Origin of the sequence: Lentzea sp. NBRC 102530, assembly GCF_030269365.1 — a bacterium.
Classification (GTDB): domain Bacteria; phylum Actinomycetota; class Actinomycetes; order Mycobacteriales; family Pseudonocardiaceae; genus Lentzea.
Map to the genome: position 1 here is coordinate 345,940 of NZ_BSTF01000008.1, position 24,286 is coordinate 370,225.

General features: G+C 69.2%; 24 protein-coding genes. 9 read left to right on the forward strand and 15 right to left on the reverse strand.

The window, feature by feature from the left end; genetic code table 11:
- Positions 1–408: 408 nt before the first annotated feature.
- A complete protein-coding gene (locus QSK25_RS23435; protein ID WP_285641269.1) occupies positions 409–1,275 on the forward strand; it encodes a M48 family metalloprotease in 867 nt (288 codons plus the stop codon).
- A 37-nt stretch (positions 1,276–1,312) separates the two neighbouring features.
- Here the strand turns inward: QSK25_RS23435 and pgl are convergent, their stop codons facing one another.
- Genes pgl through tkt form a run of 6 tightly spaced genes read right to left on the reverse strand, consistent with a single transcriptional unit; the run spans position 1,313 to position 9,436 of the window.
- Positions 1,313–2,080: a 6-phosphogluconolactonase gene (gene pgl, locus QSK25_RS23440; RefSeq protein ID WP_285641270.1), complete on the reverse strand. Its 768-nt coding sequence runs from the start codon at positions 2,078–2,080 to the stop codon at positions 1,313–1,315.
- Positions 2,077–3,090, reverse strand: a complete 1,014-nt coding sequence (gene opcA / locus QSK25_RS23445; RefSeq protein WP_285641272.1) for a glucose-6-phosphate dehydrogenase assembly protein OpcA — start codon at positions 3,088–3,090, stop codon at positions 2,077–2,079. The genes pgl and opcA overlap by 4 nt, the downstream gene beginning before the upstream one ends.
- Positions 3,087–4,574 carry a glucose-6-phosphate dehydrogenase gene (zwf, locus tag QSK25_RS23450; protein WP_285641357.1) on the reverse strand — a complete coding sequence of 496 codons (1,488 nt, stop codon included), beginning with the start codon at positions 4,572–4,574 and terminating at the stop codon, positions 3,087–3,089. The genes opcA and zwf overlap by 4 nt, the downstream gene beginning before the upstream one ends.
- Before the next feature lie 50 nt (positions 4,575–4,624).
- Positions 4,625–6,211, reverse strand: coding sequence for a phosphoglucose isomerase-related protein (locus QSK25_RS23455; RefSeq protein WP_285641273.1), 1,587 nt, complete (start codon positions 6,209–6,211; stop codon positions 4,625–4,627).
- Between the two features lie 25 nt (positions 6,212–6,236).
- The gene (tal, locus tag QSK25_RS23460) at positions 6,237–7,349 is read right to left on the reverse strand and encodes a transaldolase (RefSeq protein WP_285641275.1); all 1,113 of its coding nucleotides are present in this window, start codon (positions 7,347–7,349) and stop codon (positions 6,237–6,239) included.
- Positions 7,346–9,436 (reverse strand): transketolase, encoded by a 2,091-nt coding sequence (gene tkt / locus QSK25_RS23465; RefSeq protein WP_285641276.1) that lies wholly within the window; start codon positions 9,434–9,436, stop codon positions 7,346–7,348. Before tkt ends, tal begins: the two co-directional genes overlap by 4 nt.
- Before the next feature lie 253 nt (positions 9,437–9,689).
- On the opposite strand from tkt, the gene QSK25_RS23470 reads away from it, so the two are divergent.
- From QSK25_RS23470 to QSK25_RS23480, 3 genes are read left to right on the forward strand one after another with little or no spacing between them, the layout of a single operon-like run.
- A complete protein-coding gene (locus QSK25_RS23470) occupies positions 9,690–10,613 on the forward strand; it encodes a heme o synthase (RefSeq protein WP_285641277.1) in 924 nt (307 codons plus the stop codon).
- Between the two features lie 22 nt (positions 10,614–10,635).
- Entirely contained in the window at positions 10,636–12,645 is a 2,010-nt protein-coding gene (locus QSK25_RS23475; protein WP_285641278.1) for a hypothetical protein, read from the forward strand.
- A 32-nt stretch (positions 12,646–12,677) separates the two neighbouring features.
- The gene (locus QSK25_RS23480) at positions 12,678–12,926 is read left to right on the forward strand and encodes a three-helix bundle dimerization domain-containing protein (RefSeq protein WP_285641279.1); all 249 of its coding nucleotides are present in this window, start codon (positions 12,678–12,680) and stop codon (positions 12,924–12,926) included.
- Here QSK25_RS23480 and QSK25_RS23485 read toward each other — a convergent pair.
- The 4 genes from QSK25_RS23485 to QSK25_RS23500 form a co-directional block, all read right to left on the reverse strand.
- Positions 12,910–13,272 carry a hypothetical protein gene (locus QSK25_RS23485; RefSeq protein ID WP_285641360.1) on the reverse strand — a complete coding sequence of 121 codons (363 nt, stop codon included), beginning with the start codon at positions 13,270–13,272 and terminating at the stop codon, positions 12,910–12,912. The two genes, QSK25_RS23480 and QSK25_RS23485, sit on opposite strands and share 17 nt — an antisense overlap.
- Positions 13,236–13,886 carry an HD domain-containing protein gene (locus QSK25_RS23490; RefSeq protein WP_502881891.1) on the reverse strand — a complete coding sequence of 217 codons (651 nt, stop codon included), beginning with the start codon at positions 13,884–13,886 and terminating at the stop codon, positions 13,236–13,238. The genes QSK25_RS23485 and QSK25_RS23490 overlap by 37 nt, the downstream gene beginning before the upstream one ends.
- Before the next feature lie 61 nt (positions 13,887–13,947).
- Positions 13,948–14,595 carry a hypothetical protein gene (locus tag QSK25_RS23495; protein WP_285641282.1) on the reverse strand — a complete coding sequence of 216 codons (648 nt, stop codon included), beginning with the start codon at positions 14,593–14,595 and terminating at the stop codon, positions 13,948–13,950.
- A gap of 6 nt (positions 14,596–14,601) precedes the next feature.
- The gene (locus QSK25_RS23500) at positions 14,602–15,540 is read right to left on the reverse strand and encodes a hypothetical protein (protein ID WP_502881892.1); all 939 of its coding nucleotides are present in this window, start codon (positions 15,538–15,540) and stop codon (positions 14,602–14,604) included.
- Between the two features lie 396 nt (positions 15,541–15,936).
- On the opposite strand from QSK25_RS23500, the gene QSK25_RS23505 reads away from it, so the two are divergent.
- Positions 15,937–16,455 (forward strand): FKBP-type peptidyl-prolyl cis-trans isomerase, encoded by a 519-nt coding sequence (locus QSK25_RS23505; RefSeq protein ID WP_285641284.1) that lies wholly within the window; start codon positions 15,937–15,939, stop codon positions 16,453–16,455.
- A gap of 44 nt (positions 16,456–16,499) precedes the next feature.
- On the opposite strand, the gene QSK25_RS23510 is transcribed toward QSK25_RS23505, so the two are convergent.
- Together QSK25_RS23510 and QSK25_RS23515 are read right to left on the reverse strand one after the other, a co-directional pair.
- Positions 16,500–16,724 (reverse strand): cold-shock protein, encoded by a 225-nt coding sequence (locus tag QSK25_RS23510; RefSeq protein WP_285641286.1) that lies wholly within the window; start codon positions 16,722–16,724, stop codon positions 16,500–16,502.
- Positions 16,721–17,662 (reverse strand): quinone oxidoreductase family protein, encoded by a 942-nt coding sequence (locus QSK25_RS23515; protein WP_285641287.1) that lies wholly within the window; start codon positions 17,660–17,662, stop codon positions 16,721–16,723. The genes QSK25_RS23510 and QSK25_RS23515 overlap by 4 nt, the downstream gene beginning before the upstream one ends.
- Positions 17,663–17,795: 133 nt before the next feature.
- Here QSK25_RS23515 and QSK25_RS23520 point away from each other — a divergent pair, with 133 nt between their 5' ends.
- Positions 17,796–18,584, forward strand: a complete 789-nt coding sequence (locus QSK25_RS23520) for a glycoside hydrolase family protein (RefSeq protein ID WP_285641289.1) — start codon at positions 17,796–17,798, stop codon at positions 18,582–18,584.
- Here QSK25_RS23520 and QSK25_RS23525 read toward each other — a convergent pair.
- Positions 18,581–20,167, reverse strand: coding sequence for a DUF885 domain-containing protein (locus tag QSK25_RS23525; protein WP_285641290.1), 1,587 nt, complete (start codon positions 20,165–20,167; stop codon positions 18,581–18,583). The genes QSK25_RS23520 and QSK25_RS23525 overlap by 4 nt on opposite strands.
- Before the next feature lie 36 nt (positions 20,168–20,203).
- Here QSK25_RS23525 and QSK25_RS23530 point away from each other — a divergent pair, with 36 nt between their 5' ends.
- From QSK25_RS23530 to QSK25_RS23540, 3 genes are all read left to right on the forward strand, one after another.
- Positions 20,204–20,494: a hypothetical protein gene (locus QSK25_RS23530; protein WP_285641292.1), complete on the forward strand. Its 291-nt coding sequence runs from the start codon at positions 20,204–20,206 to the stop codon at positions 20,492–20,494.
- Positions 20,491–21,342, forward strand: a complete 852-nt coding sequence (locus QSK25_RS23535) for an ATP-grasp domain-containing protein (protein WP_285641293.1) — start codon at positions 20,491–20,493, stop codon at positions 21,340–21,342. Before QSK25_RS23530 ends, QSK25_RS23535 begins: the two co-directional genes overlap by 4 nt.
- Before the next feature lie 105 nt (positions 21,343–21,447).
- Positions 21,448–22,233, forward strand: a complete 786-nt coding sequence (locus tag QSK25_RS23540) for an alpha/beta fold hydrolase (protein WP_285641295.1) — start codon at positions 21,448–21,450, stop codon at positions 22,231–22,233.
- On the opposite strand, the gene QSK25_RS23545 is transcribed toward QSK25_RS23540, so the two are convergent.
- Positions 22,219–23,796, reverse strand: coding sequence for a monocarboxylic acid transporter (locus tag QSK25_RS23545; RefSeq protein ID WP_285641297.1), 1,578 nt, complete (start codon positions 23,794–23,796; stop codon positions 22,219–22,221). The two genes, QSK25_RS23540 and QSK25_RS23545, sit on opposite strands and share 15 nt — an antisense overlap.
- Positions 23,793–24,203, reverse strand: coding sequence for a DUF485 domain-containing protein (locus tag QSK25_RS23550; protein ID WP_285641298.1), 411 nt, complete (start codon positions 24,201–24,203; stop codon positions 23,793–23,795). The genes QSK25_RS23545 and QSK25_RS23550 overlap by 4 nt, the downstream gene beginning before the upstream one ends.
- Between the last annotated feature and the right edge of the window lie 83 nt (positions 24,204–24,286).

A 24,286-nucleotide genomic window follows, 5' to 3' on the forward strand; every position in this document is an offset into this window, starting at 1 on the left:
GGGCCCCGCCCACCCAGGGGGCTGACCACCCCACGCCCCGAGTGCCAAATTTACCGGTGGCGAGGCGTTGTCAAGGCCCCGCTCGGCGATCTGTGGACAACTCGGCGTCGCGGCGCGGTTGTCCACAGATCGCCGAGCGGTGGGTTGACGGCCGATTTTCGCGACTAGCGTTGGGGGTGCTGGTGGTCTGCCCCCTGGGAGGGCGGGGCCGTGTTCATCGGCAAACCTCGCCTCAAGCGATGAGGTTGATCTGCTGGATGGCCGGTGCGTCGCCGGCCCGCACCTCGCGGATGTGCATGTCGTCCCCCCAGGTTCGCCACCCAGCCAACCACACTGGGCGGGTCGGGCGACTCGGCTGGACACAAACGGGATGGCGCTGCGAGGCTCGTCCGCGCGAGGTGATGGCCCGTGCGCGTTCCCCGACGACGCTTCCACGTCTCCGCCCTGACCGAGTTGCTGCTCGGCGTCCCCACGGTTCTGAGCAGCCTGCTGATCGTCGGCCTCATCGGCAAGGCCGTGTTCCCCCAGGCGCTCTGGCTGCTCCCGGCAGCGTGGTTCGTGTCCGGTGCCTTCGTGTTGCTGCCGACCGTGGACAAGCTCCTGGCGGTGCTGGCGCACCGGTTGCGCAAGCCGACCGGGACCGAGAGCGCCGCGCTCCAGCCGTTGCTCGACGAGGTGTGCGGGGCGGCGGGGGTGGAGCCCGGGCGGTACTGGTTGCGGGTGCAGAACTCGCGCGAGATCAACGCGATGGCGGTCGGCGGGCACGTCGTGGGGGTGTCGACGGCGGCGATGCGGTTGCCGCCCGAGCAGCTCGAAGCCGTGCTGGCGCACGAACTGGGGCATCACCTGGCCGGGCACACCAAGATCTCGTTGTTGCGGTGGTGGTACGAACTGCCGGCCCGCACGACGGTCTGGGTGGTGCTCGTGGTGGGGCTGGGCGTGCACGCGGCGGGGCGGCGGATCGGGACGCCCGCCGCGAGGACGATCAGCATCGTGTTGATCGTCGTGCTGGCGGTGGCGGCGGTCGCGGTCAGCCCGTGGGTGCTGCTGGTGCCGGTGATCGCGCCTCTGCTGGCGTGGCAGTCGCGGAAGGCCGAGTTGCACGCGGACCGGGTCGCGGCCGAGCTCGGGTACGGGCCGTTGCTGCTGGAGGTGTTGCAGCAGTGGGTGAGGCAGGGGCACGACCTGCACCGGGCACGGGCCGGGGTGCGGGCGCGGATGCTCGCGTCGCATCCGTCGTGTGCGCAGCGGATCAGCCGGTTGAGGGGGAGATGAGAACGGCCCCGGCGAGAACCGGGGCCGTTCACGAACATCAAGCCTGGGACGGCGTGAACAGAGCCGGTACCGCTGAGGCCGCCGCGGTGTCCAGCAGCCACAACGTGCGCTGCCGGCCCGTGGCACCGGCGGCGGGCAGGTCCACCTCGGCGGCGCCGTTCAGCGCTGCCGCCACCGCCTCTGCCTTGGCCTCGCCCGTGGTCATCAGCCAGACCTCCTGCGCGGACCGCACCGACTCGAGCGTCAGCGACACCCGCGTCGGCGGCGGCTTCGGGCAGTCGCGCACGGCCACGACCGTGCGCTCCTTCTCGTGCACCGCGGGCGAATCCGGGAACACCGACGCCACGTGGCCCTCCTCGCCCACGCCCAGCATGCAGACGTCGAACGACGGCACACCGCCGTCCGCGAGGGAGGCCAGCAACGACGCGTACGCCTCGGCGGCGGCTTCCGGGTCGTCGCCGAACTCGCCGTCCGACGGCTCCATCACGTGCACGCGCGACGGGTCCAGCGGGACGTGGTCCAGCAGGGCGGCACGGGCCTGCGTCTCGTTGCGGTCGGCGTGACCCGACGGCAGGAAGCGCTCGTCGCCCCAGAACAGGTCGACCCGCGACCAGTCCACCGCGTCGCGCGCGGCGCTGCGGTTCAGGTGTTCCAGGACGGCGGTGCCGGTGCGGCCGCCGGTGAGCACGACCGACGCCCAGCCGCGGGCGGCCTGGGCGTCGACGATGCGGGTCACCAGGCGGGCCGCCGCGGCGGCGGCCAGCAGGTCGCCGTCGCGGTGGACCACCACTTCGGGTTTGCTCACGAACCGGCCTTCGCCTTCGACTTCTTGGGTGCAGGAGCGCCGTTCGCCTCGGGCGCGGCCACCGGGGCCTCGTCCTTGGCCGAGTGCGCACGACCCTTGGTGACCTTCGCCAGCGACTTCAGCGCCGCCGCGTAGACCTCGTCGGGGTCGAGCCTGCGCAGTTCCTCGGCGAGGCAGTCGCGCACCGAACGACGCTGCAGCGCGACACGACGCTCCGGCTGGCCGGGCTGCGAGAGCGTGCCCACCTTGCCGTCCGGGCGGAGCAGGTCGACGTCGCCGGAGGGACGGACGAGCCGCACCTCCACGATGCCCTCACCCGAGGTCGCCTTGAAGCGCTTGGCCGGCACCTTCAGGCGGTCGGTCAGCCACGCCGCGAGCAGGTCCGTGGACGGCGAGTCGGCCTCGCCGGTCACCTCCGCCTCGCTGACCTTCTCGTACGGCGGCAGGTCCAAAGAGGACGCGAGCATGGCGCGCCACAACGTCAGGCGCGTCCAGGCCAGGTCCGTGTCGCCCGGCGCGTAGTGGGCGCGCCGGGTCTCCAGGGCCTTGATCGGGTTCTTCTCGGCCGCGGCGTCGGTGATGCGACGCTGCGCGAGAGCACCGATCGGGTCCTTCGACGGCGACACGGGCGCGTCGAACGGCCACCACGCCACGACCGGGGTGTCCGGCAGCAGCAGCGGCATGACGCACGAGGCGCCTTCCTTGGCCAGTTCCCCGTACAGACGGAGAACGACGACCTCGGAGGCACCCGCGTCACCGCCGACGCGGATCTGCGCGTCCAGGCGAGGTGCGGCCTGGCGAGCGCCACGCGCCACGACGATCACGCGACAGGGGTGCTCGCGCGAAGCGTCGTTCGCCGCGTCGATCGCGGCGTCGGTGCGCTGGCCGTCCTCGGTCACGATCACGAGGGTCAGCACGCGCCCGAGAGTCGTCGCACCGCCTTCGTCGCGCAGCCGGACCAGCCGCGAGTTGATCTGGGAGGTGGTGGTCGAGGGCAGGTCGATGATCACGGACGCCTCCAGTGCCTTCCGGTGCGAGCGGTCATCGCGTCCGCCGACGGCGGGCCCCACGTACCGGCCTTGTACTTCTCCAGGGCGGGCTCGTCCTTGCGCGCCCAGAACTCCAGGACCGGGTCGAGGATCTCCCAGGACAGCTCGACCTCGTCGTTCTTCGGGAACAGCGACGGCTCCCCGAGCAGCACGTCGAGCAGCAGCCGCTCGTAGGCCTCCGGCGACGACTCGGTGAACGAGTGGCCGTAGCCGAAGTCCATCGTGACGTCGCGGACCTCCATCGTGTTGCCGGGCACCTTCGACCCGAACCGGATCGTCACGCCCTCGTCCGGCTGAACCCGGACCACCAGGGCGTTCTGGCCGAGCTCTTCGGTCGCGGTGTCGTCGAACGGCAGGTGCGGCGCCCGCTTGAACACCACGGCCACCTCGGTCACGCGACGACCCAGGCGCTTGCCGGTGCGCAGGTAGAACGGCACCCCGGCCCAGCGGCGGGTGTTGACCTCGCAGGTGATCGCACCGAACGTCTCGGTCTTCGACTCGGGCGAGAAACCGCCCTCCTCCAGCAGACCGGGGACCTTCTGACCGCCCTGCCAGCCACCGGTGTACTGACCGCGCGAGGTGGTCTCCTCGAACGGCTCCGCCGGACGCGTCGCCGAGAGGATCTTCACCTTCTCCGCGCGCAGGTCCGACGGCTTGAAGGAGACCGGCTCCTCCATCGCGATCAGGGCCAGCAGCTGCAGCAGGTGGTTCTGGATGACGTCACGCGTGGCGCCGATGCCGTCGTAGTACCCCGCGCGACCGCCGAGACCGATGTCCTCGGCCATGGTGATCTGCACGTGGTCGACGTAGTTCGAGTTCCAGATGGGTTCGTACAGCTGGTTCGCGAACCGCAGCGCCAGGATGTTCTGCACGGTCTCCTTGCCGAGGTAGTGGTCGATGCGGAACACCGACTCCTCGGGGAAGACCTCGTTGACCGTGCGGTTGAGCTCCTTGGCGGACTTCAGGTCGTGGCCGAACGGCTTCTCGATGACGACCCGGCGCCACTGGTCGGGAGCCGTCTGGGCGAGACCCGCGCGCTTGAGCTGGTTGACCACCGTCGGGAACGCGCCCGGCGGGATCGACAGGTAGAACGCGTGGTTGCCGCCCGTGCCGCGCTCGGCGTCGAGCTGGGCCAGGCACGAGGCCAGGTTGTCGAACGCCGTGTCGTCGTCGAACGTGCCCTGCACGAACCGGATGCCTTCGGCGAGCTGCTGCCACACGGCCTCGTTGAACGGCGTGCGCGCGTGCTCCTTGACGGCGTCGTGCACGACCTTCATGAAGTCCTGGTCGGCCCAGTCGCGGCGGGCGAACCCGACGAGACCGAAGCCCGGCGGCAGCAGACCCCGGTTCGCGAGGTCGTAGATCGCCGGCATGAGCTTCTTGCGCGAGAGGTCACCGGTGACACCGAAGATGACCAGCGCGCTCGGGCCCGCGATGCGGGGCATGCGCTTGTCGCGCGCGTCCCGCAGCGGGTTGTGCCACTTGGCGGATGTGGTCACGAGCCGTCCTCCTGGACTGCCTCGACGAGCTGGGCCAGTCCGGCGATGCGGTCCTCGAGGTGGAGGCGCAGCACCGGGCGACCGTGTTCGGCCAGGACCTGACCGTCGCCGAGCGCCTGCGCGAGCTGCAGCTGCGCCAGCGTGTAGGGACGGCCGGGCACCTCCAGGTCGTCGCCGGACTCGCCGGTGATCTGGATGAACACGCCGTTCTGGTGACCGCCCTTGTGGTACTGGCCGGTCGAGTGCAGGAAGCGCGGACCCCAGCCGAACGTGGTCTGCAGGTGCGTCCTCTTCGCGATCTCCGCACGGAGCAGCTCGAACGACGCGTCGTCGATCCTGTCCAAGTACGCCTGAACCGAGATGTAGCCGAACTCGGGCGCCACTTCAACGATCGCCGCAAGCGCTTCCGCGACGGTGTGCACCTTGCGCGGCGCCCAGTCCGTGCCGTGCCCCTGCACCGGACCGTCCACGAAGGACGGCTGGGTGGAGGACGCGATCGGCGCGTCGAGCAGCGCGCGGGCGGCCTTCTTCGCGGCCTCGACGTCGGGCTGGTCGAACGGGTTGATCCCGAGCACCCGGCCGACGAGCGCGGTCGCGTACTCCCACAGCAGGAACTGAGCGCCGAGCTTGCCCTCGACGGCGAGGTGCGCCGACCCGGTGGCCGGTCCGATCGCGACGGTCGTGGCGTCGGAACGCGCGTCCACGAAACCGGGAGCGCCCGGACCCTCGACGACGACCGGCAGCAGGCCGGTGCCGTTCTTGCCGGTCGACTCGGCGATGAGCTGCTCGGCCCAGTCGCCGAAGCCCTTGATGCCCGAACCGGTGTCGGCGAAGACGATCTTCTCGGCACCGTTGGCGTGCGCGGCGCCGAAGACCGCGGCGAGCACCACGGCGGGGTTCTCGGCGTTGTCCTGCGACACCAGCTTCGCGACCTCGGCCGCGTCGTCGAGCAGTTCCTCGACGTTCGCGCCCGCCAGGTACGACGGCACCAGGCCGAACGCGGTCAGCGCCGAGTACCGGCCGCCGACGTTCGGGTCGGCCAGGAACACCTTGCGGTAGCCCGCTTCCTCGGACGCCTTCTGCAGCGGCGAACCGGGGTCGGTCACGACCACGATGCGCGACGCGGCGTCGATGCCCGCGTCGGTGAAGGCCTTCTCGAAGATCCGGCGGTGGCTGTCCGTCTCGACCGTCCCACCGGACTTGGACGACACCACGATCACCGTGCGCTCGAGATCACCGGCGAGAGCGTCGGCGACCTGGGCGGGATCGGTGGTGTCCAGCACGACCAGCGGAACGCCCGCGGTGCGCGTGATGACTTCGGGGGCCAGCGAGGAGCCACCCATTCCGGCGAGGACGACGCGGTCGACGCCCTCGGCGTGCAGTTCGGAGCGCAGTGCCACGAGATCCGGGAGCAGCGCCCGTGACGTCTCGTGCAACGTCGTCCACGACAGGCGGATGCTCGCCTCGGACTCGGCTTCCGGCCCCCACAGGGTCGGGTCCTGCGCGGTCAGCTTGCTCGGCACCGAATCCGCGACCAGGTCAGCAGCGATGATGCTGACCTGGTCGGCGTTCGGTGACCTCACGATTTCGACGGAGGTCACTTCGTGATCAGCCCTTCAGTTGAGCCAGTTGGTTCGTCACCGTCTCGAGCAACTCTTCCCAGGACTTCTCGAACTTCTCGACGCCCTCGGTCTCCAGCGTGACGAACACGTCCTGGAGATCGATTCCCACGGCGGCGAGCCGGTCGAACACCTCCTGGCCCTCGGCGGCACGTCCGGTGACGGTGTCACCGGTGATCTTGCCGCTGTCCGCGACCGCCTGCAGCGTCTTCTCCGGCATCGTGTTGACGACACCGGCGACGACGAGCTGGTCGACGTAGAGGGTGGGGGAGTAGCTCGGGTCCTTCACGCCGGTCGAAGCCCACAGTGGACGCTGCGCGTTCGCGCCGTCCGCCTTGAGAGCCTCCCAGCGCTCACCCTGGAAAATCTTCTCGAACGCGCCGTAGGCGATGTAGGCGTTGGCGAGAGCGGCCTTGCCCTTGAGCGCGGTCGCCTCCTCGGTGCCGATCGCGTCCAGGCGCTTGTCGATCTCGGTGTCCACCCGGGACACGAAGAACGACGCGACCGAGTGGATCGAGCGCAGGTCGTGGCCGTTCGCCTTGGCCTGCTCGAGGCCCGCGACGTAGGCCTCCATGACCTTCTCGTACCGCTCGACGGAGAAGATCAGCGTCACGTTGACGGAGATGCCCTCGGCGATCGTCTTCGTGATCGCCGGCAGGCCCGCCTCGGTGGCCGGGATCTTCACCAGCAGGTTCGGCCGGTCCACGGTCTTCCACAGGTCCTGCGCCTCGGCCACGGTCTTGTCCGTGTCGAACGCCAGGCGCGGGTCGACCTCGATGGAGACGCGGCCGTCCACCCCGTTGGTCGAGGTGTAGATGTCGCGGAACTTGTCGCACGCGTTGCGCACGTCCGTCGTGGTGACCTCGCGGATGGTCGCCTCGGTGTCCGCGCCGCGGTTCGCGAGTTCGCGGACCTGCTCGTCGTAGGACTCGCCCTTCGACAGGGCGCCCGCGAAGATCGTCGGGTTCGTCGTGACACCGACGACGTTCCAGTCGCGGATCAGCTCGTCCAGGTTGCCGCTGGTGAGCCGCTCACGCGACAGGTCGTCGAGCCAGATGGAAACGCCGGCACCCGAAAGGGCGTCGAGGTTGGGCTTGCTCACTTGTTACCCCTCACGTTGTCAAGGGAACGGCGGGCGGCGGCGACGACGTTCTCCGTCGTGAAGCCGAACTCCTTGAACAGGACCTGGTAGTCGGCCGAGGCACCGAAGTGCTCGATCGACACGATCTCGCCGGCGTCGCCGACGTGGCGGTACCACGGCTGCGCGATGCCGGCCTCGACCGCCACGCGCGCCTTCACCGAGGACGGGATGACCGACTCGCGGTACTCCGAATCCTGCTTCTCGAACCAGTCGAGGGAAGGCATCGACACCACACGCACTGCAACGCCCTCGCCCTGCAGAACCTTTCCGGCCTCGGCCGCCATCTGCAGCTCGGAGCCCGTGCCGATGATCACAACCTCGGGGTTGTCGTCACCGAAGAGCACGTAACCGCCGCGCTTGACGCCCTCGGCGTTCGTGCCCTCCAGGATCGGCAGGTTCTGCCGGGAGAGCGCGAGGCCCACCGGGCCGAGCTGCTCGATGACGGCCTTCCACGCGAACGCGGTCTCGTTGGCGTCACCGGGGCGGACCACGGCGAAGTCCGGGATCGCGCGCAGGGCGGCGAGGTGCTCGATCGGCTGGTGCGTCGGGCCGTCCTCACCGAGACCGATGGAGTCGTGCGTCCACACGTACGTGACGGCGGCCTGCATGATCGCGGCCAGGCGCACAGCGGGACGCATGTAGTCGGAGAACACGAGGAACGTGCCGCCGAACGGACGGGTCGGGCCGTGCAGCGCGATGCCGTTGAGGATCATGCCCATGGCGTTCTCGCGGACACCGAAGTGCAGCACGCGGCCGTACGGGTCGGCGCTCCACATGCTCGTGGAGATGCCCTCGGGACCGAACGACTTGGCGCCCTTGATGGTGGTCAGGTTCGACTCGGCCAGGTCGGCCGAACCGCCCCACAGCTCCGGCAGGTGCTTCGCCAGCGCGTTGATGACCTCGCCGGAGGCCTTGCGGGTCGGGACCTCCTTGCCGCCCACCTCGTAGACGGGGAGGTCGGCGTCCCAGCCCTCGGGCAGCTCGCGCGACACCAGGCGGTCCAGCAGCGCCTTGTTCTCCGGGTTGGCCGAGGCCCACGCGTCGAACGACTTCTGCCACTCGGCCTTGGCGTGCTCGCCGCGCTTCACGACCTCACGGGCGTGCGCGAGGACCTCGTCGGTGACCTCGAAGGTCTGCTCGGGGTCGAAGCCGAGGACCTCCTTGGTGGCCTTGACCTCGTCCACGCCGAGCGCGGCACCGTGCGCGGCACCGGTGTTCTGCTTGTTCGGCGCCGGGTAGCCGATGATCGTGCGCAGCAGGATGAACGACGGCTTGTCGGTGACGGCCTTGGCCTTCTCGACGGCCTCGAGGATGCCCTTGACGTTCTCGCCGGACTCGACGACCTGGACGTGCCAGCCGTAGGCCTCGTAGCGCTTCGCGGTGTCCTCGGACAGCGCGATCGTCGTGTCGTCCTCGATGGAGATCTTGTTGTCGTCGTAGAAGACGACCAGGTTGCCCAGCTGCTGGGTGCCCGCGAGCGACGACGCCTCGGAGGTGACGCCCTCCTCGATGTCGCCGTCGGAGGCGATCACGTAGATGTGGTGGTCGAACGGGCTCTGGCCCGGCGCGGCCGACGGGTCGAACAGACCGCGCTCGCGGCGGGCGGCCATGGCCATGCCGACCGCGGAGGCGAGACCGGAACCCAGCGGGCCGGTCGTGATCTCGACGCCCCTGGTGTGGCCGTGCTCGGGGTGGCCCGGCGTCTTCGAGCCCCACTTGCGCAGCGACTTGAGGTCGTCGAGCTCCAGGCCGTAGCCCGACAGGAACAGCTGGATGTACAGCGTCAGACTGGAGTGGCCCGCGGACAGCACGAACCGGTCGCGGCCGATCCAGTCCGCGTCCGCCGGGTCGTGCCGCATGACGCGCTGGAACAGCGTGTACGCGAGCGGGGCGAGGCTCATCGCCGTACCGGGATGGCCGTTGCCGACGTTCTGCACGGCGTCGGCCGCGAGCACGCGCGCGGTGTCGACGGCGCGCTTGTCGAGCTCGGTCCAGTCGTCCGGCAGATCGGCCTTCGTGAGCCGGGTGATGTCGTCGGTGACGGTCACGGACTTACAGCTCCAAACTTTGTCGCTCGGGCGGGTGCCCAGGCCGTTCGGAATCGATCCCGAAGAGCCTGACCCGCATCTCTCCCACGTCCACCGGCCAGCCTAGTCCTGAGGGATTCAGAAGTTGCGCTGAAAGGTCGCAGGTCGGTGTGTGCCCAGGCACACGAGTACCCGAACGGGCTGTGAATATTGAACGCAGTTACCATCAGTCGCTGGAAATCCCACCACTTGCGACACCAGGAGCGTTCACGCGATGAGTGCGGTCCTCGAGGCCCCGAACAGGTCGCCCCGCCAAGTTGTCGGCGCGTACGTGGCCCTCACCAAGCCTCGGGTCATCGAGCTCCTGCTGATCACCACGATCCCGGCGATGCTGCTGGCCCAGCACGGCCTGCCCCCGCTGTGGCTGATCGCCTGCACCCTGACCGGCGGCACGCTCGCCGCGGGGTCGGCAAATGCGCTCAACTGCTTCGTCGACGCCGACATCGACTCGGTGATGAAGCGGACGGCGGCCCGTCCACTCGCGCACAACGCCATCCCGCCGCGCAACGCCCTGATCTTCGGCGTCGTCCTCGGCATCGTCTCGTTCGCGTTCCTGTGGATCTTCGTCAACCTGATGTCGGCCGCGTTCGCGGTGGCGACCATCCTCTTCTACATCTTCGTCTACACGCTCGTGCTCAAGCGCCGCACCTCCCAGAACATCATCTGGGGCGGCATGGCGGGCTGCATGCCGGTGATCATCGGCTGGAGCGCGGTGACGGGCACGGTCGAGTGGCCCGCCCTGGTCATGTTCGGCGTCATCTTCTTCTGGACGCCGCCCCACACCTGGGCCCTCGCGATGAAGTTCAAGGAGGACTACGCCCGCGCAGGCGTGCCGATGCTGCCCGTGGTGGCCACAGCGGCGCAGGTGACGCGGCAGATCGTGATCTACAGCTGGATCACCGTGGTCTGCACCCTCGCCCTCGCCCCCGTCACCTCCTGGATCTACGTGTCGGTGGCGGCCGCCTCCGGCCTGTGGTTCGCGATCTTCGCGCACAAGCTGCACAACGTCGTGCGCCGCGGCGGATCCACGAACACGATGAAGTTCTTCCACATGTCGAACCTCTACCTGATGCTCGTGTTCTGCGGTCTCGCCGTGGACGCCGTGGTCGGGTTGCCGGTGCTTGGCTGGCCGTTCTAGCTGCACCTCCAGGCGTACGGCTGTGGCGCCCGTTGAGTTCACCGTCACCGGTGGTGAAGGTTCACCACTGGACTTCGTCGCGGCCCTGACGCCCGCGTCCTCGCTCGTCGTGATCACTGATCCGGGCGGGTGGGCGCAGGTCAGCGCGGGGCTCGCGGTCGGTTCCGCCGGGTCCGCCGTGGTCGCCACGGCGGTGCGGCCGCTGCGGTGCGCCGTGCTGGACCTCCGGCACTTCCCGTCGGCCTCCGGGTTGCCCTCGCTCGCGGACGTCCCCGGCGACGTGGTGGTCCTGCACGACTCGCGCTCCTGGGACTCGGGTCCCCTGGTCGCCTCGTTGCGCGCGCTGGGCCGTCCGGTGGTGCTCTTCACCGCCGTGCACAACTGGGTGTCCGGAGTGGACACCTCCTCGGTCGTCGTGGGGTGGAGCGCACCGCACGTGGTGCTGGCCGTACCGCGTGCCGCCGGTGCGGTGCGGGTCGAGGACGCCCTGTGGCAGTTCCGCGAGCTGGAGCGCCGCGGGCAGATGACCTACACCTCGTTGCCCGCCCCGCCCGTCGTCGCGGACCGGCCCGTGTCGGTCGTGGTCGCGCTTCCCGGCGCCACGCAGGGGATCGCCGGGGCGTTGCGGCCGGGCGCCGACTACGAGGTGTGGGTGCGGGTCGGGGACGGGCCGGTGCTCGCCGACGACCTCAAGCTGCGGGCCGTGCTGAGCATGTCGGGGCGGCAGGTGGTGTCCGAGGTGTTCATGCTGCCCGCCGAGGGCCCCAGTGCGTGGGTGAACTTCGAGGTCAAGACTCCGTACGCCTCCGTGCCGTGGAGCGGTGAGCTGGTCATCTACTTCGGTGTGGTGCCGGTGCACGTGCAGCAGGTGGTGCTGCCGGTGGGGTCCGGCGAGCCGCGGACCTCGGCGCGGCTGCGGTTGTCGCGGACGTTCGCCGACCTGCCCGCCTCGCGGGCGGTGTCGGTGCTGGAGGTCGGGGAACGGGCGCTGGTCGCGTCCGGCGACGTGCCCTCGTGGGTGAGCACGGCCGGTGTGGCGATGGGGCTGCCCGCGCTGTCCGGGCTGGATCCCTGGTACGGCAAGGACTTCCCGGCCTACTGCACGGACCTCGCGTTCCTGGCCCGGCAGGGGGCGGAGGTGTACGCGCAGTTGTTCGCCGAGTCCGGTGGACGGCATTCAGCGCAGGCCGGCGACTCGAACCCCGCCGCTGCCCTTCGTCATGCCGCTCGTGTGACCGGACGTCCTGCAGGCGTGACGATCGCTTCCGTCAGTCCTGGTGTCGTGCGCTGGCCTCTCGTCTACGACCTCCCCTTCACCGACGGCCCCCACCGCCTCTGCGCCTCCGTCGGCCAGTTCGGTCCGTTCGGCGCGGGCGGGCCGATCCCTGCGCACTGCCCGGTCCACGACCACAGCGGCAACGTCCTGTGCCCCTTCGGTTTCTGGGGCCTGTCGAGCGTTCTCGAACATCCCGTCGGTCCCCTGGTCCACCGCATCTCGCCGCGCCCGTGGCCGTTCGAGGTGTCGATGGCGGTGGACGCCGGGATGGACCGCGGGCTGACCGAGCGGCACGTCACCGAGCTGATGTCGCAGATCCCGCCGCACTCCGTCACCTCCGCCTACGTGACGCCCCCTGAACTCGGCCGGGTGCTGGCCGGCGAGACCATGGACGCCGTGCACCTGCATTTCCGCGAGGGGTTCCTCGACGCCGAGGAGATCGCACGGTGGGACAGCGCGGGAGTGTGGCCGCAGCCGCATTGGCCCGTGCGCAAGCCGTTGGTGGTGGGGACGTCACCGATGGTGGGACTCGTGCGGTCGTTCGTGGAGCACGGCGCGTCCGCTGTGGTGTGTCCGGACGAGGCGGTACCGCAGGACATGGCCGGCTGGGTCACCGGCATGCTGCTGGCGCGGGTCGGGTCCGGGATGGGCGCGGGGGAGGCGTTGCGGCAGGTGCGGTGGGAGATGCTCAGCCGCGGCAACGTGCTCGGGCTCGCGTACGCGTTGCACGGAAGTGCCGATCTGCGCGCACGCTGAACCGGCGGGCCCGCCCGAGCGTTTGCTCGGTCATGGTGAACTCGCAGGTCCAGTTGAACCAGGCGATCGCGGAACTGGTGCACCGCTTCGGTGACCGCGTGGACGGTGACCTGATCGTCGACGCCGCCGTCGGGGCGTTCCACGACCTTCGTCGCACGGCCACGGTGGAGTCCTATCTGGCCGTGCTGACCGTGCGACGTGCATCGCGTGAACTGGCGTTCGCCGCCGTTGGCGTCACGATGCCCGTGCAGCAGAAGGCCGGCCTCACGCCGGCGAAGTGACCTCCAGGCACACGGTGTCCGCGCGGCTCACGGCCGTGCGGGCCAACGAGGACAACTCCACGAGGTGTGCGAACGCCTCGTGGAAGCCCATGCCGACGAGGGGCGCCCACGAGAGCGCGACGTCGTGCATGCGTGCCGGATCGGCTTTGACGAGCTGCGCGACCAACGCTTCGGGCAGCTCGACAACGTTGTCGTCGGGCAGAGGCGCCCAAACCTCGTTGAACACCTCATGCCACACGACGACGGCTGCACGCGGGTCGTAGTCGCCGACCGCGACCGACTCCGTGCCGTTGCGAACGAAGAACGTGCTCAGGACGCCACCTTGGTCAGAAGGTCCTCGACGCACGGGTCGTCGAGGGACTCAACGATGCACTTCCACAACAGGAGGTTCGTCTCGGCCCACTTGGTGTAGGTCGCGGCGGCCTCCGCGTCGTAAAAGTAGTAGCCCTCGTCGGCTTTGCCCACCTGCTCGCCCACGATCTTGTGCGCGAGTTCGCGCAACGTGATGCCGTTCTCCTGCAGGTACTTGTGCGCCAGCACGACCGGCGTCACCGGCAGCGCCTTGAACAGCGTGTCCGCGTCGGACAGCGCCTGCGCCTCCAGCGAGATGTCCCGCGACCGGGTGCGCATCTCGGCTTCGAGCACGATCCGTTCGATCCACTCGATGTCGCCGATGGACACCCCGGCGACGAACAACGTCCTGCGCCGCAACGCCGCGCCGTCCGTCGGCAGCGAGTTGCGCCGGACCATGTAGTTCAGGTCGTGCACCAGGGCCGCGACCTCGACGACGTCCCGTGCGGCGCCGTTGCGTTCGGCGAAGTGCACGGACTTGTCGCGGACGAAGCTCACGTGGTGCCAGCCGTGGAACTGGAGCTTCGCGGCGAGGTCCTCGCACAGCCGCCTCACGCGCTGCTCCACGTCCCCTATGACAGACCTCGGAATCTCTGTGCGCGTACGCATCATCAGCCCTCCCTGCCAGGTGGGCTGATGGTATGCGCGTGGCGGGCCGCTCAACGGCCGTTCACAGATGGTTCGTCAGATCCCCCAGCCGGTCCTCGACGGGCACGTGCCGGTGGCTGACGCCGGTGTCCGGGTCGTAGCTGAGGCTCCACGGGTTCACCGCACGGGACTTGACCAGGAACGTCATGGTGCCGTCGGCCGCGCGCGGGATGCGGTGGAACTCGTGCGCGTGCAACGTGCCGGTGGTGCCCTCGGTGCACTGGGTGCGGTTCGTGAGTTCGGTGCCGACGACCGTGCGGCCGCCCACCCCGAGCCTGGCGTCGAAACGTTCGTGCAGGTAGGCGCCGCTGAGGATGGTGGTGCAGAAGTGGTAGCGGTGGTTGTGCACGGAGTCCGCGTAGCCCGCGCGCCAGTCGCGCAGTGGCTTGTACTCGTGCAGCCAGAACGTGAACGGCTCGTCCGCCACGTCGCGCAGGCACCAGGCGTAGTGCGTCGTCGTCTCGCGGGAGTGTGCGATCACCCAGGTCGCCTCCTGGGGTGTCAGCGCGTCGATGTGCGCGCGCAGCTCCTTGCGGAGCTCGGGACGGGTGGCCCAGTCGCGGAACCACGTGCCGACGTCGTCCCAGTGGTCGGCGACCGGGAATTCGGCGCGCTGCACCCCGGCGGCGAGCTCGTCGAGCGCGGACAACCCGGTGAACTCGGCTAGCAAGATCGATCAGCTCCTCAACTGAGCGGATGCGGAGAATTCGCGCCGGAAAGCGTGGAACTTGCGTTCCAGTTCCACGAACCCGTCCGTGGTGAGTGACTCGCCGGTGACCTTCTCGAACAGCGCCGCGAAGTCGTTGCGGGAAGTCGCCGGCGTGATGGCGAAGTGGTAGCCGGCCTTGGAATTGCTGATGCGCAGGAACTCCGCGCGTTCCATCGCGTAAAGGAACGAACTTTCGGTGAACCTGAGCGTGCGCGGATACGGCCTGAGCACTCCCGCGGTGTTGCTGTAGAGCGTGAGCCACGCGGAGTCGTCGAACAACTCGAGCCGGTCGAGCGGCGGATCCGAAACGATGGTGACGTCGATGCGGGAACACCGGCTGCGGGCCGCGAACAGCCCGACGAGCCCAATGCCGATCTGCTCCTTCAACCGTTCCTGGATCTCGTCGTAGTCGCCGTCCGCGCCTTCGTTGCGCAGCAGATAACGCGCCCGCCCGCTGATGGCGTTGTCGTCGCGCGGGTCGGCCAGCACGGCCCTGAGCTCGCACTCGGTCTGGCTGAGCAGCACTCTTCCCGCCGCGTACCGGCCGGCGAACCCGCGGAAGCAGTACAGCCGGGTCCGTTCCAGGTCCTGCATCATCAGCTGGTTGAAGACCGGGTCGGGCTTCGCCGTCGGCTCGAACACGTGGCTGGGGAAGAACTCGCGGTCGAGCGCGCGATACTCCTCCGTCAGCTCTTTGAGCGCTTTGCGGCTCTCCTCGATGACCGGCGCGAGCAGTGCCTTCTGGGCGGCTTTCGACGTGATCAACGTTTGCGTGAAGCTCACGACGGCGGAAATCAGCGTGCCCGTACCCAGTGCTGTCAGCAGGTTTCTCGCTGTCCCGGAATCCATTTGACTGGAAATGGCCAGTGAGGCCCCGGACGTGACGACGAGTATGAGGAGGAGCAACCCGGTCCGAGTCCAGAACAACTCCTGGATCAGGTTGCTGCGGATGCCTCCGGCCTCCGCGGACACGTGTCCCACCTCCTGGGTCACCAGATTGGTCGCTACCCGAACGGACGAATGCGGTCGGTGTCCGATCAAGTGCGCGGAGTTACTGTACGCGTCGGTCAAAAGATAAGGAAGCTGCTATTCGTGCGACATTCAGTCCCGGAATAAACGCCCGTGAGCGCAGTGGACGGCCCGCATCCGTGCGCTTCGGTGACGCCGTGTCGCCGCCACCTCCGAACGGGGCGGGTGAGGGTGACCCACCCACCCGAACGCGCCTACTGCCGGTGGGGTGGGCCGGTCGGACGCGGTGGGTGCTACACGCCGCTCACACCGCTCCGAATACGCTCACCGACCATGCGTAACGTCCTGATCGCGTCCCTGGCCCTCGTGGCGGCAGCCGGCCTCGCGGGCTGCGCCGGCTCGGCCCAGCCCTCCGCGGGTGGTGGCTCGACCGCCGCGCCCACGAACCCCTGCAAGGCCGACGACTTCAAGGTCAGCGGCGACTTCGGGAAGGCGCCCACCGTCGAGGTGCCGAACTGCAAGCCCACCGAGGAACTGATCATCAAGGACCTGGTGCCCGGCACCGGCGCCGAGGTGAAGGCGGGCTCGACGGCCACGGTCAACTACCAGCTCACGACCTTCTCCGACAAGAAGGTGCTGGACAGCTCGTTCAAGCGCGGCGAGCCGTTCCCGGTGGAGAACGTCGGCCAGGCGCAGGTCATCGACGGCTGGAACGAGGGGATCATCGGCCTCAAGGAGAACGGCCGCCGCCTGCTCGTCGTGCCGCCCGCCAAGGGCTACGGCAAGGGCGGCAACGGCATCCAGCCCAACGAGACGCTGATCTTCGTCATCGACGGCGTCAAGGTCAGCTGACCTCGTGGTGCAAAGGCCCGGTTCGAGGTCGAACCGGGCCTTTCTCATGTGCTCCGCAAGGTGACGACCCGCCAGCGGTAGCCGTCCTGGTCCGCGCGTTCGGCTTCGAACTCGACGGCGTCACCGACCCGCAGGCTCCGGAAGCCGCCTGGCCCCGCCGGGGTGACGGACGAGAAGTGCGCCCACACCGGTCCGTCGAACTCGGGCGACTCGATGACGCCCCAGCCCTCCTCGGCAGACCACCGCGACACCGTTCCGCGCGCCGTCACGGCAGCAGCAGCAACTTGCCGGTCGTCTTGCGCGACTGCAGGTCCGTGTGCGCCTGCGCCGCCTCCTCCAGCTTGTACCGGCCACCGATGCGGATGTTCAGCACGCCCGTCCTGATCGCGTCGAACAGGTCGGCCGCGCGGCCCTCGAACTCCTCGCGCGTCAGCATGTACGCGCCGGTCGACGGCCGCGTCAGGTACACCGACCCGGCCGCGTTCAGCCGCTGCGGGTCCACCGGCGGCACCGGCCCGGACGACGCGCCGAACAGCGCCAGCATGCCGCGCGGCTTGAGCGACGCGAGCGACTGGTCGAACGTGGACGCGCCCACGCCGTCGTAGACGACGTCGACCTTCTCGATCTGCGAGGCGAAGTCCCCGTACCGCAGCACCTCGTCGGCCCCGGCCTCACGGGCCAGCGCCTCCTTCTCGTCCGTCGACACGGTCGCCACGACGGTCGCGCCCTTGGCCTTCGCCCACTGCGTCAGCAGCAACCCGACACCACCGGCCGCCGCGTGCACGAGCACCCGGTCGCCTTCCTTCACGGCGTACGTCGAGTGCACGAGGTAGTGCGCGGTGATGCCCTGCAACAGCGACGCCGCGGCCAGTTCGACGTCCAGGCCGTCCGGCACCTTCACCGCCGCGGTCGCCGGCACGACGACCTCCGAGGAGTAGCTGCCCAGCACGGACATCCACGCGACCTTGTCGCCGACGGCGAAGCCGGGGGAGTTGCTCGTCACGACCTCGCCCGCGCCCTCCAGGCCGAGCGTGGTGGGCAGCGGCACCGGGTACTGGCCGCTGCGCTGGTACGTGTCGATGTAGTTGACGCCCGCGGCGCCCACCTTCACCAGCAGTTCGCCGTCACCGGGCACGGGCGACGGCACGTCGGAGTGCTCCAGCACCTCCGGACCACCGGCCGAACGCACCACCACTGCCTTGGGCATCTGTCCTCCTAGATCGACTCACTCGGCACAACCCAGGCCGTCACCGCGATGTTCCCGGCGCCGCGTCCTGGAAACCACCAGGCTGGGTGTTCTCCCCATGACGGGCAGCTCGCGGCCCTGGTAAGACCATCCCATGCGAAAGACAACCCTGCTGTTGATCGCCTGTCTGCTCGTCATGGGAGCGCTTCCATCGCACGCCGCCTCCGCCAAGAAGGGCGTGAACGCGGCCGACGACCCCGGATCCGCCGGCGCGGCCATGACCGCGCTGGACGCCCGCTGGTACTACACGTGGGCGTCGGACAGGCGCGGGATCCAGAGCGGCGCCGAGTTCGTGCCGATGATCTGGGGCGCGGCCGGCGTGACCGACGTCGAACTGAACAAAGCCAAGGCCAACGGCCGTCAACTCCTCGGCTTCAACGAACCGGACATGCCGGGCCAGGCGAACATGACCGTCGAACGCGCCCTGGACCTGTGGCCACGCCTGCAAGGCACCGGCCTGCGACTCGGCGCGCCGGGCGTCGCGTTCGGCGGTGACGTCGCGGGCGGCTGGCTCGACCGGTTCATGGCGGGTGCCAAGGCGCGCAACCTGCGCGTCGACTTCATCCCGATCCACTGGTACGGCCAGGACTTCTCGGCGGCGGCCACCGGACACCTGGAGTCGTACCTGCGCAACGTCCACAACCGTTACCAGAAGCCGATCTGGCTCACCGAGTACGCGCTGATCGACTGGCGTTCCGGCCGCGCGGTCTACCCGAGCCAGGCGCAGCAGACAGCGTTCATCACGGCGTCCACGAAGATGCTGAACGGACTGTCCTTTGTGGAGCGGTACGCGTGGTTCACGCTGTCCACGAAGACCAGCCCCACCGGGTTGTCGACCGGTACGTCGCTGACCGCGGCGGGGCAGGCCTACAAATCCGCCTAGTCCTCGCCGAGGGCCACCCGGCGCGCGAGCCCGAGCGGCAGCGCGCCGGACCCCGCGATCCGGTCGTGGAACTCGCGCAACGACCCCAGGTCCGCGTTCAGGTACTCGTCGCGGATCAGGTCGATCTCCAACGCCCCGGTCAGGTACGACGGCGCCTGCGTCGGCCACGCGCAGTACCGCTTCACCTCGCTCGTCGCGGTGGCGGGCGTGAGCGCCGTCCGCGCCACCATGAACGCCTCCGCCTCCTCGGGCGTCATGTCGCCGCAGTGCAACGCGGTGTCGACGATCATCCGCGCCGCCCGGAAGAGCCGCGCCTGGACGTGCCCCATCACCGCGCCGGGCGTCGTGTAGAAACCGACCTCGCGCAGCAGCTTCTCCGAGTACAGCGCCCAGCCCTCGGAGAAGTACGACGTCCGGAAGACCTTCCGCAACGGGTGCGCCGGACCTTGCGCGGCGACCCACGCGCCGTGCCAGTGGTGGCCGGGGTACGCCTCGTGCACCGAGACCGTCGGCAGCTGCGAGCGCGAGTTGGTGCGCAGCCGTTGCGACACCTGCTCGTCCGACGCGCCCTCGGGCGTGAACGGCACGAAGAAGTAGCCGGTGCGCCGCGACGTCAGCGGCGGCGGGCCGAGGTAGCTCGCCACGGCCGTGACCGCCCGGTGGAACGCCGGCGCCGGCACGACGTGGCACTCCTCTTCTTCAGGCAACGTCACGAGGTCGTGCTCGACCAGCGCCGCACGGGCCCGCGCCGTCTCGGCCTCGTACTCGGCGAGCATCGCCTCCATCGTGGGCGGGTGGTCGTCCTGCAGGGCCGTGATCGCCGCCCGCCAGTCGGGCGAGCCGGCCAGCTCGACCAGTTCGGCCTCCAGCTCCGCGTACGCGTCCTGCCCGCGCTGGTGCAGCTCGGGCGACCCGTAGCCGAGCATCTCCTTGTCCTGCAACAACGTCGAGTAGAGCTTCTCGCCCATCCGCCAGTCCCCGGTGGCCCGGACGGCGAGGTCCTCCAGGTACGTCGCGTGCCGGTCGAACGCGTCCGCGGCGGGCCCGGCGGCTTCTGCGAGGTCGGCGCGGAACTCCGGGGTGGAAGCCTCCCGCGGCAACGACTCCAGCAGGAACGCCCGTGCCGTCCGCACCTGGTCCAGCGCCCGCCGCACGACCAGCGGCGACGCCAGCGCCGGGTCGAGGTTGGCCTCGGCCGCGGCGAGGATCGACGGCACCTCGCGCAACTTCGCGACCGTGGCCCCGATCAGCCCCGCCTCGGGCAGCAACCGGTGCAGGAACGGCGCCAGCAACCCGAAGAACACGATCCCGGAGTACTCGCTCGGGTCCCGCCGCCAGCCGGGCGAGGACTCCATCGCCGCCGACCCGCGCAGCACCGACAGTGCGAGATCGCCGTCCACGGACCTCGGCAACGGCTCCAGCCGGGCGATCCACTCCCCGTTCTCCCTGGCCTGCTGTTCGAACGCGGCCGCGGAGAAGTCCCCGAACGTGGAGCAGTGGTCCAGCGAACCGGCGTGAGCGGCGCGAACGGGGTTCCGGTCGAAGTACCAGGAGAGGAACGACGTGAGCGTGTCGGTGGTCACTCGGACGAAGTTACCCCGTGGTTTTACAGTGTGGGGGTGTCTGATCAAACCGCGCAGAAGCGCATCGCCGAGTTCGTGAAGGCCCACGGCAAGCCGGACACGGCGGTCAAAGCCGTGGTCGAACCGATCGGCCGCGCCGGTGCGCGGATCGTGCTGGTCGGCGCGGACGGCGCGATGGGCGACGTGATGACCAAGGACGTGGAGTCCGCCACGGCTGCCGTCGAAGCCGCGGCCGGCGTCGAGCAGGCCGAGTGGGACCGCGAGACCACGGCCGCCGCCAAGATCGGCCCGGCGCACCGCCGCAAGATGGCCAAGATGCAGTCATGAGGGTCGTGCTCGCCTCCTGCACGGGCCTGCCGGAAGGCGACGGCGACGAGAAGTCGCTCGTGACCGCGTTGCGGCGCGACGGCGTCGACGTCGAGTGGCGGCCGTGGAACGACGGCCCTGCCGACGCCGACCTGGTCGTGCTGCGCGCGACCTGGGACTACCCCGAGCACCTCGAGGAGTTCCTGGCGTGGTGCGACAGCGTGCCGACGCTCGCGAACCCGGCCACCGTGGTCCGCTGGAACACCGACAAGGCCTACCTCGTCGAACTCGCCGGCCGCGGCGTCCCCGTCGTGCCCACCTCGGTCGTCGCGCCGGGCGAGGAACCCGTCTTCCCGGACGGCGAGTTCGTCGTGAAGCCCTCGGTCGGCGCCGGCTCCAGGGGCGCGGCGAGGTTCACCGACCACGCCGCCGCCCGCGCGCACTTCGAGGCGTTGGGCGTCAAGACCCTGATCCAGCCCTACCAGTCCAGTGTGGACGAGAACGGCGAGACCGCCCTGGTGTTCTGCGCCGGCGAGTACTCCCACTCGTTCCACAAAGGACCGATGCTGGCCCAGGGCCTCGCCGAGGCGGAGTCCGGCCTGTACGTCGAGGAGAGGCTCCGCGCGATCGAGCCGTCCGCCACCCAGATCGCACTGGGTGAGCAGGTGCTCGACACGGCGGCCGAGTTGCTGTCGTTGCGGCGCAGTGACTTCCTCTACGCCCGCGTGGACGTGGTGGAGGGTCCCGACGGCTCACCGCTGCTGCTCGAACTCGAACTGACCGAGCCGACGCTCGGCTTCGCGTTCACCGACGACGCGGCGGCGTCCCGGTTCAGCAAGGCGATCCAGGAAGCCGCGACCAGGCGTTAGGCGCTGTCCTGCAAGTCCGTTGGGCGACAGTAGCCGACTCGCTCGCCCGCGCCTCTCACCGAACGAACTCGCAGGACAGCGCCTGGCCCGCGCTACGGTCGGATCATGACCACGGCGAACGTCAACGGCATCACCATCGGCTACGACGACACGGGCACCGGTGACGACGTGCTGGTGCTCGTGCACGGCCACCCCTTCGACCGCACGATGTGGCGCCCGCAGATCGAGCACTTCAGCCGCCGGGGCCACCGCGTGATCGCCGCCGACCTCCGCGGCTACGGCGAGTCCACCGTCGTCCCCGGCATCACCACCCTCGACGTCTTCGCGAACGACATCGCGGCCCTGCTGGACCACCTGGACGTCGACCGGTTCGTGCTAGGCGGTCTCTCCATGGGCGGGCAGATCGTCATGCAGTGCGTCCAAGACTTCCCCGAACGGCTGACGGGCCTGATCCTCGCCGACACCTTCGCCCGGCCCGAGACCGCGGAGGGCCGGAGGAACCGCAACGCCATGGCCGATCGCCTTCTCGACGAAGGCATGTCCGGGTACGCCAACGAGGTCAAGTGGAAGATGGTGGCGCGCCACAACCCCGAAGCGGCGGAGTTCGTCGCGCAGCTGATGCACAACGCACCGCCGGAGGGCGCCGCCGCGGCACTGAGGGGCAGGGCGGAACGTCCCGACTACACCGAAACCCTCAAGAGCATCACCGTGCCCACGCTGGTCATCGTGGGCAGCGACGACGAGTACACCCCGGTCGAAGACGCCGAGTACATGCACGAACGCATAGCGACGTCCACCCTCGAAGTGGTCGAAGGCGCCGCCCACATGCCGAACGTCGAACGCCCCGAAGCCTTCAACCGAGCTGTGGAGGAACTGCTAGCGCAGGCCTGAGCCGAGTCCGGTCAGCCCGCGGACCTCCATCTCCGCCTGCTTGGCCGCGTCCGCCTTCTCCTCGCCCAGCACGGTCCCGAGGAACCCGGCCAGGAACGACAGCGGGATCGACACGATGCCGGGGTTCGACAGCGGGAAGAACGCGAAGTCGGCGTCCGGGAACACCGACGACTTCGAGCCCGAGATCGCGGGGGAGAAGACGATCAGCAGCACGCACGACACCAAGCCGCCGTAGATGCTCCACAACGTGCCGCGCGTGTTGAAACGCTTCCAGAACAACGAGTACAGCAACGTGGGCAGGTTCGCGGACGCGGCCAGGGCGAACGCCAGCGCGACCAGGAAGGCGACGTTCTGGCCGTTGGCCGCGATGCCGCCGACGATCGCCAGCACACCCACGCACACGGCGGTGATGCGAGCGACACGGACCTCGTCGCGCGGATCGGCCTCGCCGTGCTTGATCACGTTCGCGTACACGTCGTGCGCGAAGGAGGCCGAAGCGGTCAGGGTCAGACCGGCGACCACGGCCAGGATCGTCGCGAACGCCACCGCGCACACGATGCCGAGCAGAACCGTGCCGCCCACCTGGAACGCCAGCAGCGGTGCCGCGGAGTTCTCACCGCCGGGAGCACCGGTGATCTTGTCGGTGCCGACGAGGGCCATCGCGCCGAAGCCGATGACGAGCGTGCACGAGTAGAAGATCGCCATCATCCAGGTGGCCCACACGACCGACTTACGCGCCTCACGCGCGTTGGGCACGGTGTAGAAGCGCATCAGCACGTGCGGCAACGAGGCGGTGCCCAACACCAGAGCCAGGGCCAAGGAGATGAAGTCGATCTTCGACAGGTCCGAGGCGCCGTACTTCACGCCCGGCGCCAGCACGGCCTCGCCGAGGGGCGACTGCTGCGAGGCGCGGTCGAGCATCGAGGAGAAGTCGAAGCCGAACTTGCCGATCAGGAAGATCGTCAGCAGGGAGACGGACAGGATCAGCAGGACGGCCTTGATGATCTGCACCCAGGTGGTGCCCTTCATGCCGCCCACCAGCACGTACAGCACCATGACGATGCCCACGACCGCGATGATGATCGACTGGCCGATCTTGCTGTGCACGTCCAGCAGCAACGCCATCAGGCCGCCGGCGCCCGCCATCTGCGCGATCATGTAGAACAGCGAGATCACCAGGGTCGCGTTCGCGGCGGCCGCGCGCACGGGGCGCTGGCGCATGCGGAACGCCATCACGTCGCCCATCGTGAAACGGCCGGTGTTGCGCAGCCGTTCGGAGATCAGCATCAGGCCGATCAGCCAGGCCACGACCCAGCCGATCGAGTACATGAAGCCGTCGTAGCCGTTCACGGCGATCGCGCCGGAGATGCCCAGGAACGACGCCGCGGACAGGAAGTCACCCGACAGTGCGATGCCGTTCTGCGTGCCGGTGAAGCTGCTGCCTGCGGCGTAGTAGTCCGACGCGCTGACGTTCCGCGTGGAGGCGCGGTAGACGATGTAGAGCGTCAGCAGGACGAAGATGCCGAAGACGGACAGGTTGATCGCGGTGTTCGCCCCGGTCACGCGAGCTCCTCGTCGGTTTCCGCGAGCGCGCGCACCTTGTCGACCTGCGGGTCGAGCTTCCTTTTGGAGTAACGCGCGTACGCCATGGTGATGATGATGGTGGTGACGATCTGGAGGAATCCCATCGTCAAGCCGACGTTCACCGTTCCGAACAGCGGAGTGCTCATGAAGTCGGCGGCGTAAGCGGAAAGCAATACGAACGTGACGTACCAAGCGAGGAACAGCAACGTGGCCGGGAGAATGAAACGCTTCACCCGCCGCTTCAGGTCGAGGAAATCCTCACTCGTTTGGATCGCACCGTAATCCGGCTCTCCGTCACCATCTATGAGCAATGAGTGAACGGGCTCGTCAAAGGTCGCGAAACCGGGCGTCGCCGGGCGTGACACGGAGGGCAGCGCCTTCGTCATCAACCGCTCGCATTCGTTACGGGGAGTGCCCGGCGAGGCTCCGCGCACTCAGCGCGTCCGATCCGGGGGTGGAGGGCGCAAGC